Origin of the sequence: Streptomyces sp. SCSIO 75703, assembly GCF_036607905.1 — a bacterium.
GTDB lineage: Bacteria > Actinomycetota > Actinomycetes > Streptomycetales > Streptomycetaceae > Streptomyces.
Genome location: NZ_CP144555.1, coordinates 1,889,618 through 1,903,380, shown reverse-complemented (window position 1 = coordinate 1,903,380; position 13,763 = coordinate 1,889,618). Strand labels below are relative to the sequence as shown.

Sequence of the window (13,763 nt, the reverse complement as noted above, 5' to 3'; positions counted from 1 at the left end):
TGTGCAGCGCTGGCGTGGCTTGGAGGACATCCCAGAGGACTGGGGGCGCAGCGTCGTCACCATCGGGTCGTACGACGGGGTCCACCGCGGGCACCAGCTCATCATCCAGCACACCGTGGACCGCGCCCGCGAGCTGGGCGTCCCCGCCGTCGTGGTCACCTTCGACCCGCACCCCAGCGAGGTCGTCCGCCCCGGCAGCCACCCGCCGCTGCTCGCCCCGCACCACCGCCGTGCCGAACTGATGGCCGGCCTGGGCGTGGACGCGGTGCTGATCCTGCCCTTCACGACCGAGTTCTCGAAGCTGTCGGCGTCCGACTTCGTGGTCAAGGTCCTCGTCGACCGGCTGCACGCCAAGGCGGTCGTCGAGGGCCCCAACTTCCGCTTCGGGCACAAGGCCGCCGGGAACGTGGAGTTCCTCGCCGAGCAGGGCCGGGTCTACGACTTCGACGTCGAGATCGTCGACCTGTACGTCAGCGGCGAGGCGGGCGGCGGCGAACCGTTCTCCTCGACCCTGACCCGCCGTCTGGTCGCCGAGGGCGACGTCGGGGGCGCCGCGGAGATCCTGGGCCGCCCGCACCGCGTGGAGGGCGTCGTCGTCCGCGGCGCGCAGCGCGGCCGGGAGATGGGCTTCCCCACGGCCAACCTCGAAACCCTGCCGCACACCGCGATCCCTTCCGACGGCGTCTACGCCGGCTGGCTGCACGCCCAGGGCGAGGTGATGCCGGCCGCGATCTCCGTCGGGACGAACCCGCAGTTCGAGGGCACCGAGCGCACGGTCGAGGCGTACGCCATCGACCGCGTCGGCCTCGACCTGTACGGGCTGCACGTGGCCGTGGACTTCCTCGCCTTCGTCCGGGGGCAGGCGACGTTCGACACGCTCGACGCGCTCCTGGAGCAGATGGCGCGGGACGTCCAGCGCTGCCGCGAGCTGATCGGCGCGGCGCGGGCGCCGTCGGCGTAGCCCCGCCGGGTTCCGTCCGGGACCCCCTGCGACGCCGAAGGGCGGCCGGTGCCGAGGAGCACCGGCCGCCCTTCGGCGTTCGGGGAACGCCGGGTCACTGCCGCGGCGGGGGAGGGGGCTGCCCCTCCGGCCGGTCGCCCGGCCCCGCCTGGGGGTAACCGTAGCCGGGCGGGTACGCCTGCGGATGGGGCTGACCGGGCTGCGGCGCGGCCGGTGCGCCGGGGTGCCCCGGCTGGTGGGGCGTCTGCGGCTGGTGCGCGGGCGAAGGAGCCTGGGGTGCCTGAGGCGCCTGCGCTGCCTGGGGGTGCGAGGGGGGCTGGGGCGTTTGGTGCTGAGGTGGGTTGTGGGGTGCCTGGGGGGCGTACGGACCCGGCGCCCCGCCGTACGGACCCGGCGCCCCGCCGTACGGTCCCGGCTGACCCGGTCCGTACGGGCCGGGGGCGCCCGGCACGGGCTGTCCCGGAACCGGCTGTCCCGGAACCGGCCGTCCGGGAATCTGCTGCCCGGGGACGGGCCGGCCCGGGAGGGGCGGGGCGGCGACCGGCGGCGGGTTGCCGTCGGACGTCCACAGGCCGTGCGACTGCTGGTGGCGGACGAAGTCCTCGGCGACCAGGGACGCGAGCTGGAAGTACGCCTCCCGCACCTTCGGCCGCATCATGTCGAGGTTGACCTCGGCACCCGCGGCCAGGTGCTCGTCGAACGGCACCACCACGACGCCCCGGCAGCGGGTGCGGAAGTGACCGACGATGTCGTCGACCTTGATCATCTTGCCGGTCTCGCGGACCCCGGAGATCACCGTGAGGGACCGGGCGACGAGGTCGGAGTACCCGTGCGCCGACAGCCAGTCCAGCGTCGTACTGGCGCTGCTCGCCCCGTCCACCGACGGCGTCGAGATGATGATGAGCTGGTCGGCGAGGTCGAGCACCCCGCGCATGGCGCTGTAGAGCAGACCCGTGCCCGAGTCGGTCAGGATGATCGGGTACTGCTTGCCCAGCACGTCGATCGCGCGCCGGTAGTCCTCGTCGTTGAAGGTCGTGGAGACCGCCGGGTCCACGTCGTTGGCGATGATCTCCAGCCCGGACGGCGCCTGCGAGGTGAACCGCCGGATGTCCATGTACGAGTTGAGGTACGGGATCGCCTGGACGAGGTCGCGGATGGTGGCCCCGGTCTCGCGGCGCACGCGGCGGCCGAGCGTACCGGCGTCCGGGTTGGCGTCGATGGCGAGGATCTTGTCCTGGCGTTCGGTGGCCAGCGTGGAGCCGAGCGCGGTGGTCGTGGTCGTCTTGCCGACACCGCCCTTGAGGCTGATCACGGCGATGCGGTAGCAGGAGAGGACCGGGGTGCGGATCAGCTCCAGCTTCCGCTGACGCTCGGCCTCCTCCTTCTTGCCGCCCAGCTTGAACCGCGAACCGCCCGGCGCCGGGCGGCTGCTCTTCGCCTTCTGCCGCTTGGTGTTGAGCAGCCGGTCCGAGGACAGTTCGACGGCGGCCGTGTAACCGAGCGGGGCCGCCGCGGGGTTGGTCGGCTGGCGCTGGTCGTGCTGCACGGACTGCGGCCAGGCCCCACCGAGCCGCGGGTCCACGGGCGGTTGCTGGTGGGGGTGTTGGGGGGCCTGAGGAGGCTGAGGAACGTGCTGCTGGGGGAACGGACCGGGGTGGGGGCCGGGCTGCGGGTGGCTCTGGGGCGTCTGGCCGGCCGGGGACGCCTGCGGGGCGGTCGGGCCCGGCTGTGCCTCGTGACCCGGCTGACCGCCCTGGGCGGGCGGTCCCGTCTGCGCGGGGTGGCCGGGCTGTTCCGGCTGGTGCTGCTGGGGGACCTGGGGTGCCTGCGGGACCTGTGGCGGGAAGCCGTATCCGGTCGGCTGGGCGGGGGGCTGCGGCTGGGCGGCGGGAACGCCGGGCTGGGGAAAGCCGTACCCGGTCGGCTGCGCGGGGGCCTGGGGCTGCGGGGCCGGGACCCCGGGGTGCGGGAAGCCGTACCCGGCGGCCTCGGGCACCGGCACGCCCGGCTGCGGGGGCGCGGGAGGCGTCGGACCGGCGGGCGGGAAGCCGTACCCGGCCTGCGCCGGCGGCTGGTGCGGCGGCACGGGCGCGGCGGGCTGCGGATGCCACGCGGCGGGGGCCGGCTGCGGGGCCTGCGGCTGGAACGGAGGCTGCTGTACGGGCGCGGCCTGCTGTTCCGGGGCCGTCGGCGGCGCGGGCTGCGGAGCCGTGGGGGGCCACTGTCCGGCGGCCGGGGGCGCCGTGGCCGGGAACGACGGCGGCAGCGGCGGCACGGCGTCCGGGGCGGCGGGCCCCTCGTCCCCCGCGGGGGCGGCCTCCCGCTCCGGCGTACCGGCGTCGGCGTGGGTGCCTGTACCTGTGTCTGTGTCTGAGTCTGGGTCTGTGTCTGTGTTTGTGTTTGTGCCGTCGGAGGTGGCCTCCGGCGGGTCGGTGGACTCCGCGAGGTCCGCGGGGACATCGGACCGGGCGTCGGCGCCGGCGCTCTCGGTCGCGTCCGTGTCGGCGCCGTGGTCCGGGTCCGGCGTGTCGTCGTCGGCGGGAGGGGCCCCGGCGTCGCCGTCGGCCGGATCGGTTCCGTCGGCCCCGTCGTCCTCGGCGCCGGTGGGGCCCTTCGCCTCTCCGTCACCCGAGCCGGACCCGTCGGCCGCCTCCGGCGCCTCGTCGTCCGCGTCGGCGCGGCCGGCCACGTCCCAGGGGTCCGTCCGGTCCGCCGCGTCAAGCGGTTCCGACCCGTGGGCCGGTTCCGTCCCGTCCGCCTCGTCGGCCCCGGGGGCCGAACCCGTGGCGACCGCCTCCGCTTCCTTCGCCGCGTCGAGGCGTGCGAACTCCTGCTTCAGCGCGCGGGCGGAGAACCGCATCGTCGCGCCACTCTCCAGGTCGCCGTTCCCCGTCTCGGCCACTGGCCCCTCATCGGAGCCGGAGCCAGAGCCAGAACCGGAGTCGGAGCCGAAACCGGAGCCGGTCCCGGCCCCCGGGGCGGAATCGGCGGCGGGCACGGGGGGAGTGAGGGGAGTCAGGGGCGCCGGCGGCTGGAGAGGGAAGCCCCCCGCGGTCTGGCCCGCCGCCGTGTCGTCACCCTCCGGCACCCGCGGGTCGGCCTGTGCCGCCTGCTGGGGTTCGAAGCCGCTGCCCACCGGGAGCCGGGGCACGCCGACCGGCGGCGGGGGCGGCGTGAAGGGCGCCCCGACCGGCGGCGCGGGCGCGGCGTACGGCGTACCGGGCCCGGAGGCGGAGGACGCACCCCCCGCCCCGGTCGCGTGCGGCGGCGTCGGCCCCGGCGGCGACGGCACCGGACCCCCGGCAGTGGACGCGGCGGAGGAGGAACCGCCCCCGGACCCCGAGAAGCCCGTGCCCTGCCCGGAGTCGGCGGACGCGTTCTGCGTGTACCAGGCGGGCGGCGCGTAGTCGATGGTGAACTCGCCCGTCGTCTCGATGGACTCCGCGTCGGGCTGGTCATCGCCGGGCGTCGCCCAGCCCCCGCGGTCCCCGTCCCGATCGCTGCTCACAGTTCCTCCTGGTGTGGTCGAGCACCCTCAAGCCGTGCTGGGGCGACCGTTTCCGTACGACGATGTTCGAGATTGACGAAGGTGAACGAGGTCGTCCGGTGCCCGGCCCTCCCCGCGGGACGCCGACGCCCGGTCCACGGGTTCTCGCGTCGCGTCCGACACCAGCCTAATCACGAGTGACCCGGCCCCGTCAGGCCCCGTCCCCCCGCCCACCCCCGCGCGCGACGGTACAAAACACGCAAGTACGAAGGACTTTCACGCCATACCGGTCACCTTTCGGGTAATCCGGTCGGCGGGAGGCGTCAATCCATGCGCCGCGGCATACCCAGAAGGCCGACCTCCGCGTCGGTCGGCTGCGTCATCACGTACTGCCGGTCGCGGTCGGCGCACCACAGCGTGAGCCCGTCCGGAAGGGTCGGCAGCGCCTCCACCTCACCGGCGGGCAGTGCCATCACCCGGCCCAGTTCCCCGGCCTCGTCCGGCGAGATCCGCTGCACCCCGACCAGCCGCGCCTGCCGGATCAGCCGGGGCGCGACCGGACTGAGGTACGGCAGCAGCGTCAGCACCGACCTCCAGGGGCCGGAGACGACCCGCCCCCGGGGCGGGCGCATCCCGCAGTCCCGCACCACCAGGACCGGCGTGCCGGCCGAGGCGCCCAACGGCGGTACCCGGCCCACCTCGTAGACCGCGAGCCCGTTCTGGCCGCCGCCCATCGCGTGCACCATCTGCGTCCACGCCTGGGGCCGCCCGGTCTCCACCGCCACCCGCGCGCCGGTCGCCGCGGCGCGCAGCGCGCACACCTGGGCGGTCCACAGCCCGCCGATGAGCACGATCTCGTACGGCGTGGGCCGGTTGAGCCCCAGCACCGCCGACTGTCCCTCGGCGTCCACGCCGATGACGACGCCGTCGTCCCCGATGGGCAGCGACAGCGTGTCCAGATCGGCCGCGGACAGGGTGTGGCGGCCGTGGCGCGGGCCGAGCAGGCCGAAGCCGACCCGTGGACGGCCGCGTCCGGGGCCCGGCGCGGGGCCGTCGGCGCCGGACGGGTCCGGAACGTCGGCGGCGTGCGTGGTCACGGCGGTCACCGGACACCTCCGAGGGGCAGAGTGGTGAGGACACCGGGCAGTTGCTCGCGGTCCAGGCGGGTCAGCGCCGCCCCCGCCTCCCGGGCGGCGGCCTCCAACGCCCGCCGCGCCTCCGTCAGTTCGTCGGCGCTGCGCCCGGTGACCCGCAGGTGGCCGCGGAGCGACATCTCCTGCCGGTCGGCGTGCGCGAGGGTGAGGCTGACGGTGGTGGCGAGCGCCGGCACCGCCGTGACCCGGGCGACGAACTGAGGCAGCGTCAGCCCGTCGGACCCGCCGAGCGGGGGCCACCGGCGGACCCAGTACGTGGTGTGCCGGCGGTTGTCGCAGCGCCAGCTCCGGCCGGACTCCTCGGTGCGCCGCTCGTGCCGGCCGGCCCGGCCCGCCTCGGCGGTCACCAGCGGGTTCGCGCAGGCCGAGGTGGCGAGGGCCGAGGTCAGCTCCTCCTCGTCCAGGACCGTGGCCCGGAACCCGGCACCGGTGAGCCGGCTGGCGAGGTGGTCGGCGGCGCGCACCACGCACCTCTGCGCGCCGGTCAGGCCGCCGCCCCGGGCCGCCACCGCCTCCGGGCACAGCTCCGGGTCGACCTTGAGCGCGATCCAGGTGATCCGCACCGCCGGGGCGCCGGTCTGCTCCTGGAGCGGCGCGTAGTTGCTGACGGCGACCGACTGGCGCGGCAGGTGCATCGCGGGCGCCGGCTGCGTGTGCAGCACGACCTGAGCCGACTCCAGCCGGATGCCGTCCACGTCGAGCGCGTCCCGCACCAGGGCCAGCGGCAGCGGTCGCCGTCCCCGCTCGGCGCGCAGGGCCGTCGCGTCGGCCTCCACCCGCACCACGGCGGTGACGAAGGTCCCGTCGCCGACGATGCCCACCGGCCGCCGCTCCCGGCCGCCGTACGCGTAGGTGCGCAGGCTCGGGTCGCACTCCACGGCCGGGGCGAGCCCCGGCTCGGTGCCCGGCGGGACCACCAGCGAGGCGGCCCGCCTGCGCCGGGCGCGCAGCGAACGCGCCGTGGCCACCCACTCCGGCAGGGAGCGGCCCCGGCGGCGCACGAAGGCGACCAGGACCAGGGCGACGGCGACGACCGCCGCGGGCACCAGCGCCAGCGGGCCCAGGGCCCAGCCGACCAGGAGGACGGCGGCGGCCAGTTCCACCAGGACGATCCGTTGCAGCCGGAAGGAGCCCGGCCGGCCCGAGCGCACCGTCAGGTGCGGACCGCCCCGCGGGGCCGCCTGCCCGCCGCCGGCCCGCGACCCGGCGGCGGCACCCCGCGCCCGGCCCCGGCCCGCGTTCCGGTCCCGGCCCGACGTCCGGTCGTGACCCCGCGTCCGCGTCCCGGAAGCCATCACTCCATCCCCCCAATTCGCTCACGACTCACGGCGATCGGCGCACCGCACCGGCCCTCGGAGAGCCCACGCACCCTACCCGTTCACCGCACCAGGCATAGTAGGGGCCGCGTCCGACGTCGGCGGGCGGGGGACGGACGTCCTCCGGGCCGCCCGGACGCCCAACGGGCCGGACACGTGCGGGACACGGGGAGAGACACGCACCAATGGCATCTCGGCGGGATCAGCTCAACGCCTACACCTTCGCGAAGCGCCGACTGCTCGCGGCATTCGTCCAGTCGTCCCCGCACGGCTCGGAGGAGGGAGCGCCGCGCCCCCTGCGCGGCGTCGTGCCCGGACTCGTCATCGGCGTGATCGTGATGGCCGTCTTCGGCGCCTGGGGCATGTTCAAACCCACGGCGCCCAAGGGCTGGGACACCCCCAACGAGAAAGTGATCATCGCCAGCAAGTCGACGACCCGGTACGTCGTCCTCAAGACCGGCGACGAGGTCCAGTTGCACCCGGTGCTCAACATGGCCTCCGCCAAGCTCCTGCTCGACCCCGGCAAGGGCGACGTCGTCACCGTCGGCGAATCGCTCCTCGACAGCGGCAGGATCCGGCACGGCGTCACCATCGGCATCCCCTACGCCCCCGACCGCCTGCCCAGCGCGCAGGAGGCAGGCTCCGCCAAACGCTGGGTGGTCTGCGAACGCCCCAGCGCGGGCGGGCGTTCCGTGCAGAAGGCCGCCCTGGTCCTCGCCGACCGCGAACGCGGGCTGACCGAGGGCAAGGACAAGCTGACCGGCGGCGAACTGCTCTACGTCGCCGACCCCGACGGCAAGCGCCACATCGTCGACGCGGGCGGCACCGCCTACCAGGTCGACAAGGCCGACAGCGGCGACGACCTCGAACTGCTGCTGCGCACCGTGGTCGGCTCCGGACGCGAGCCCCAGCGCGTCTCCCGCGAGTGGCTGGCCACCCTCCACCGGGGCGACCCCATCACCTTCCCCGTCATCGAGGGCGCCCCCGGCGCACCGGCCGGCGCCCCGGGCGGGCTCGACGAGTCCGCCGACCGGATCGGCACCGTCCTCAAGGCGTTCGACAACAACCGGGAGCAGTACTACGTCGTCCTGCGGGGCCGGGTGGCGCCGGTCTCCGCGTTCGTCGCCCAGCTCCTCCTGTTCAGCAAGGACCTGGCCCAGGTCGGCCAGGCCGGCCAGGCACTGGAGACCAGCCCCGGCGCGATCGTCCCGGGCAAGCCCTTCGGCACCGAGCACGACTGGCCCGAGGGCACCCCCGAGGCCGTCAACGAGGCGTCGGCCGCCAAGGGCAGCCGCAACACCGTCTGCAACGTCCTGCGCGGCGTCGGCGGCAAGGGCGCCACCACCCTCAGCACCTGGGCCGGCACCGACTTCCCCGCCGACCTGCCCGCCGGTTCCTCCAGCGCCTACGTCACGCCCGGCTCCGGCCAGCTCTACCGCCAGTTCCAGGGCACCGAGACCAGCGCCGGCCCGGTCTTCCTCGTCACCGACACCGGGCTGCGCTACGTCCTCCAGTCCAACGCCGACAGCGCCACCGACGACGCCGGCATCGGCATGTCCGAGGAGGAGCGCAAGAACCTGGAGCAGGAGGCCCAGCAGGCGCAGACCCGCCTCGGCTACGCCGACGTGCGGCCCGCGCCGGTCCCCGCCGCCTGGTCCGCGTTCCTCCCCACCGGCCCCCGACTGTCCACCGCCGCGGCCCGCCAGCCGCAGGGCTCCTGACGGAGGGCACCGCCATGCCGCACCCGCGCCTCCGCGCCCTCCCGGCGGCAGCCGCCGCGACCCTGCTGACGGCGGCGGCCACCGTCGCCCTCGCGCCCCCGGCCGCCGCCGCCGACGACTTCACCGACCAGTGCGAGTACCCCAACGCCGTCTACCCCGGCCGCCCCTGGGCCCTCCAGCGGGTCCAGCTCGACGCCCTGTGGAGCCAGTCCAAGGGCAAGGGGGTCCGCATCGCCGTCATCGACACCGGCGTCGACGTGAAACACCCGCAGCTCAAGAAGGCCGTCGACGTCAAGAGCGGCCGCAACCTCCTGCCCAAGGACCTCAAGGACGACGACGGCGACCCCGTCGAACGGGGCAACGAGAGCGGCACCACCGACACCGTCGGCCACGGCACCAAGGTCGCCGGCATCATCGCCGCCCGGCCCGACGCCAAGACCGGCTTCGTCGGCCTCGCCCCGGAGGCGACCATCATCCCCATCCAGCAGAACGACGCGGACGGCAACGGGGACACCAGCACCCTCGCCGCCGCCATCGACTACGCGGTCGAGGCCGGGGCCCAGGTCATCAACATCTCCCAGGACACCGCGGACGCCACCACGCCCGAACCCCGCCTGGAGACCGCCGTCAGGGACGCCCTGGCCAAGAACGTCGTCGTCGTCGCCTCCGCGGGCAACGACGGCCTCGGCGGCAACGTCAAGAAGACCTATCCCGCCTCCTTCGACGGCGTCCTCGCCGTCGCCGCCTCGGACCGCAACAACGAACGCGCCTCCTTCTCCCAGTCCGGCGACTTCGTCGACGTCGCCGCGCCGGGCGTCGACATGATCTCCACCGTGCCCCGGGGCGGCCACTGCTCCGACAACGGCACCAGCTTCTCCGCGCCCTACGCCGCCGGGGTCGCCGCCCTCCTCAAGGCCAAGCACCCCGACTGGACCGCCCGCCAGATCGTCACCCAGATCCAGCAGACCGCGGAGCGCACGTTCGCCGGGCACGACCGTCTCGTCGGCTGGGGCGTCGTCGACCCGGTCCGCGCCCTCACCGAGGACGAACGGCCGCTCGACTCGCCCCGGCCCGAGGAGGGCCTCGCCGACGCGGAGGCACCCACCGCCGCCCGGCTGCCGCTCGGCGAGACCGCCGACGAGCGCAACACCCGCCTCGCCACCTACGTGACCGTCGGCGCGGCCGTCCTGGTCGCCGGCCTCGGCGGCACCGCCGTCGCGGTCCGCGACGCGCGCCGACGCCGCCGCGTGGCCGACGCGCCGCCGGCCGACCCGAAGGTGTGAGAAACACCGCTCCGTCATCGACGGGGCACCAGGAGTCCCCGGGGTAAACCGCACCGACCGGGCGAAGACGGGAGGAACGTCCACCACAACGCGCCATGATGGGCGCTCAAGTCGCTTGGGGCGAACGGTGGTCCCTTACTAGGCTGGTACTTCGGCGGTTCTCCGTCGCCGGGCCGTCGAGGACGGCCGGTGCGGCGAGCGGGACCGGCCGTCAACGGGGACATCGGGGAAACGGGGAGGAAAGCGTAGTGCTTCCTGCAGAGATGGGGGGCCGCGCCGCGGACGTACGACGCGGCATGATGGCACTGTCGACCTTCAAGAAGCGCGTGGACGACCTGCTGACGACGTTCGAGGACTCGGCGGGCGGCGCGTCCAAGGTCGGGACCCACCGCCTTGCGGAGTCCGCCTTCGGCAGCGGCGCCTTTCCGGAGGGCAAGATGCTCCACCTGGAGTACGAGCGCGTCCACGAGCGCATCACGGCGCTCTCCAAGTCGCTCGGCCTCCAACTGGAGGCCATGCAGATCGCCGTCCACGGCGTCGACGTGACCTTCGACAACCTGGAATTGGAGCAGCGCGACCGCTTCCACCGGATCCGGGCCGAGGTCAACCAGGCACGTGACGTGATGCTCGGTCTCGTCGAGGAGCGACGCAACAAGGCCGACCAGACCGATGCGGGGTACTGATGAGCGAGGAGAACGGCACGCCGGACCCGTACCAGGAGCAGCGGCAGCAGGCACTGTCGCAGAACGGCGTCCTGGACGCCGCGATGACGGTGACCAAGATCATCGGTCCCTTCACGCCCCTGCGCGGCATCCACTTCGGCTCCACGAGCTTCGAGGGGTACGACCTCAACGCCATGGTCGACATCGTGGAGTCCGCCAACCCCGAACTCCTGGAATCGGCCGGCAAGGCGCTGGTGGACGCCAAGGAGGCCATCGACGAGGCCGCCGAGGAACTGCGGCGGAACCTCGGTGACATCGACTGGAAGGGCGAGGCCCACACCGCGTTCCGTACGTGGGGCGACAGCCTCGTCGAGACGGCCAAGCAGGTCGCCGGCTACGCGGAGACCATCGGCACCCAGGTCATAGCGGCCGGTTCGGGCCTGGCGTCCGTCCGCAAGTCGATGCCCCCGCGCGACAACCGGTCCGACCCGAAGAAGGTCTCCGACATCCCGGAGGCCAAGCAGGTCGAGACCAACGACGAGTACACGGCGGCGGTGAAGGCGGAGGGCCACCGGCAGGAGGCCATCAACCAGATGTACCGCCTGGCGTCCTTCTACACCGTCTCGGCCGGCACGATGCGGGGCACGGAGGAGCCGGTCTTCCCGAAGATGCCGGATGTGGGGGTGCCGCCGGGGTCGCTGCCTTCTGTCGGCCCGTACAAGCCCCCGATGGGCGGGGCATCGGCCGCGCCAATGGGTGAATCGACCAGCACCACTGACCAGAGAGTTCACGCGGCGGGTGCTGCCGGGACGATGGGGGAGACACCGCCCCAGCCTTTGGCAGCACACAAGAACGTCGATCTTCCCGCCTCGCGCCCGGTCGGCATGGAGATCGACAGTGTCGGTACCCTTCCGCCTCAGGAAGCGGCGCGGCCGAACACCAGCACGCCGCTCTCGCCCGGCCCCGTCGCGTCGGCGGGCCCTGTGCCGCCCATGGCCCCCGGCATGGTTCCGCCGGCCCTGCGCGGGGCCGGCCGGCGAGCCGGCGGGCCGGGCGGGACGTCCGCTCTGAGGGTGCCCCCGTCCGCTCAGGGGCGCTCCGGCGGCCCCCTCGGCAACGGCCCGGTCGGACGCGGCGGGTCCGGCCCGGTGGGTCAGGTTCCCCGGGGTGCCACCCCTGGGACGGCAGGAGGACGGGTCGGGGGCCCCGTGAGTCCTGTAGGGAACCGCGGAACGGGACCGGTCGGCCCCGTGGGGCGTATGGCCAGGCCCAGCCAGACGGGTGCGGGCCCCATGGGGCGCGGCATCGTCGGCGGGGTACCGAAGCCCGCGGCACCAGCCGGAGGTTCGCTCGGAGGGGCGACGCGTGGCCCGGTCGGCCCCATGGGCGCATCGCCCTCCGGTCGTGCCGGTGCCGGCTCGGGACGAGCTCCCCAGGGCGTCGTCGGAGGCCGTCCCGTCACCGGTACGGCGGCTGCCGGTGGTGGCTCCAAGCTGCCCCGGGGCACGGTCATCGGCGGCGGAAGTGCCCCGGCAGCCAGCTCGACCGGACAGAGGCCCGCCCAGCGCGGGGTGATCGGAGCACCGGCACCCTCGGACGGCAAACAGTCGTCTCGGCGTGCCGTACCCGGCTCCGACGGGGTGATCGGGGCGCCGAACGGGAGGACACCCGGAAGTACCCGCGGTGCGGCGAGCAAGAAGAAGAAGGGTTCCGACAGGCGGCGTTCGCGCCGAGACGAACAGCGCGGCGATGCGTCGGCGACCGACTGACCCGACAGAAGTGAGAGCAGAGGCAAGCATGTCAGGTTCCAGCCGACGCGTCAGGTGGGCCGTGCCCTCTCCGGGACACGTGAAGAGACGGGCTGCACGCGTCTGTTCCGTGCTCGGCGTCGTGGCCGTCCTGTCGGCAGGTCTGGCCCCCGGCGCGGTGGCCGCGGACACGCAGTCCCAGCAGTGGTACCTGTCGGCGATGAAGGCCGAAGAGATGTGGAAGGTGAGCACGGGCAAGGGCGTAAAGGTCGCCGTTGTCGATTCGGGCGTCAATCACACCACGGAGTCCCTGAAGGGGCAGGTGCTCACCGAAGAGGTACCGAAGGCCCTCAACTACAAGGCCACTGAGGACTTCCTCGGACACGGTACCGCCATGGCGGAACTGATCGCGGGGACGGGTGCCGGGGGCACGGTGAAGGGGCTCGCCCCCGATGCCAAGATCGTTCCGTACCGGATCTCCATGACGGGGCTCGACAAGGCGGAGGCCAAGAGAGCGCCGGCTTTTTCGGCGGTCATCAGGGCCATTGCCGATAGTGACGTCAAGATCATCAACATGTCCTTCGGGACCGGCCTCAACTATGACGACTTCCGTGAGGCGATTCAATATGCCCACGAAAAGGGCAAGTTGATGTTCGCCGCTACAGGAAATGACGCGGAAGAGTACAACTACATCGGTTTCCCGGCTGCCTACCCGTACGTCGTCGGTGTCGCGGCCTCGGACAAGAACGGCAAGGTCGGGAAGTTCTCGGAGTACGGCAACTACGTGGACCTTGCGGCGCCCGGACTCGACGTGCCGACCTGGTGTGACCAGACCTTCCGCGACTACTGTCCGAGTGAGGGTACGAGTGTGGCCACCGCGGTGGCCTCCGCCTCCGCCGCCCTGGTCTGGTCGGCTCATCCCGACTGGACGGCGTACCAGGTGCTCGGCAGCCTCATCGACACCGCCGGGCGTGACTGGGCGCGGGACGATCCCAGCACGTACCTCGGGTACGGGCTGATCCGGCCCCGCAAGGTGCTGGAGAAGGCCGACTACGACCCGGGGCCGGCGGACACCGACCCGCTGGCCAGGGAGAACAAGGCCGGTGTCCTGACCGCCGAGTCCGGCACCCCCGCCACGCCCTCCCCGGCGCCCTCTGCCGTCGAGTCGTCCAAGGGCTCGCCGGGTGGCGAGGCGGTCGCGGCGGAGACCGAAGCCTCCGACGGCACGACGCTCTGGATCGTCCTCGGTGCCGCGGCCGGGGTCCTGGTGATCGGCGGCGGTGCCTTCGCGGTGGTCCGCTCCCGGCGCAGCACGTAGCGAGTCCCCGGCGAAACCGGAACCAGGGGCGGAAACAGAACCGGAACCAGGACCGAAACGGGAACCGGACCCCAACCGGGAACCGATCCCCACCACCACGCGGTGACACAAGG

The 13,763-nt window shown here is 73.8% G+C and carries 9 protein-coding genes; 6 read left to right on the top strand and 3 right to left on the bottom strand.

Annotated features, from left to right (window positions below):
* Window position 1 precedes the first annotated feature (1 nt).
* Entirely contained in the window at window positions 2-961 is a 960-nt protein-coding gene (locus tag VM636_RS08125) for a bifunctional riboflavin kinase/FAD synthetase (protein ID WP_030422696.1), read from the top strand.
* 94 nt (window positions 962-1,055) lie between these two features.
* On the opposite strand, the gene VM636_RS08120 is transcribed toward VM636_RS08125, so the two are convergent.
* The 3 genes from VM636_RS08120 to eccE all read right to left on the bottom strand — a co-directional run bounded on the left by VM636_RS08120 (window position 1,056) and on the right by eccE (window position 6,897).
* A complete protein-coding gene (locus VM636_RS08120; protein ID WP_338484196.1) occupies window positions 1,056-4,469 on the bottom strand; it encodes an SCO5717 family growth-regulating ATPase in 3,414 nt (1,137 codons plus the stop codon).
* A gap of 302 nt (window positions 4,470-4,771) precedes the next feature.
* A complete protein-coding gene (locus tag VM636_RS08115) occupies window positions 4,772-5,452 on the bottom strand; it encodes a hypothetical protein (RefSeq protein WP_107091357.1) in 681 nt (226 codons plus the stop codon).
* Between the two features lie 98 nt (window positions 5,453-5,550).
* A complete protein-coding gene (gene eccE, locus VM636_RS08110; RefSeq protein WP_338484193.1) occupies window positions 5,551-6,897 on the bottom strand; it encodes a type VII secretion protein EccE in 1,347 nt (448 codons plus the stop codon).
* A gap of 206 nt (window positions 6,898-7,103) precedes the next feature.
* Here eccE and eccB point away from each other — a divergent pair, with 206 nt between their 5' ends.
* The 5 genes from eccB to VM636_RS08085 all read left to right on the top strand — a co-directional run bounded on the left by eccB (window position 7,104) and on the right by VM636_RS08085 (window position 13,650).
* Complete coding sequence (gene eccB / locus VM636_RS08105) at window positions 7,104-8,639, top strand: type VII secretion protein EccB (RefSeq protein WP_030422692.1); 1,536 nt, start codon at window positions 7,104-7,106, stop codon at window positions 8,637-8,639.
* A 14-nt stretch (window positions 8,640-8,653) separates the two neighbouring features.
* Complete coding sequence (mycP, locus tag VM636_RS08100; RefSeq protein ID WP_338484191.1) at window positions 8,654-9,922, top strand: type VII secretion-associated serine protease mycosin; 1,269 nt, start codon at window positions 8,654-8,656, stop codon at window positions 9,920-9,922.
* Between the two features lie 248 nt (window positions 9,923-10,170).
* On the top strand, window positions 10,171-10,605 hold the full coding sequence (locus VM636_RS08095) for a hypothetical protein (RefSeq protein ID WP_338484189.1): 435 nt from the start codon (window positions 10,171-10,173) through the stop codon (window positions 10,603-10,605).
* Complete coding sequence (locus VM636_RS08090) at window positions 10,605-12,353, top strand: hypothetical protein (protein ID WP_338484187.1); 1,749 nt, start codon at window positions 10,605-10,607, stop codon at window positions 12,351-12,353. The genes VM636_RS08095 and VM636_RS08090 overlap by 1 nt, the downstream gene beginning before the upstream one ends.
* A gap of 109 nt (window positions 12,354-12,462) precedes the next feature.
* Window positions 12,463-13,650: a S8 family serine peptidase gene (locus tag VM636_RS08085; RefSeq protein WP_338484185.1), complete on the top strand. Its 1,188-nt coding sequence runs from the start codon at window positions 12,463-12,465 to the stop codon at window positions 13,648-13,650.
* Window positions 13,651-13,763 lie beyond the last annotated feature (113 nt).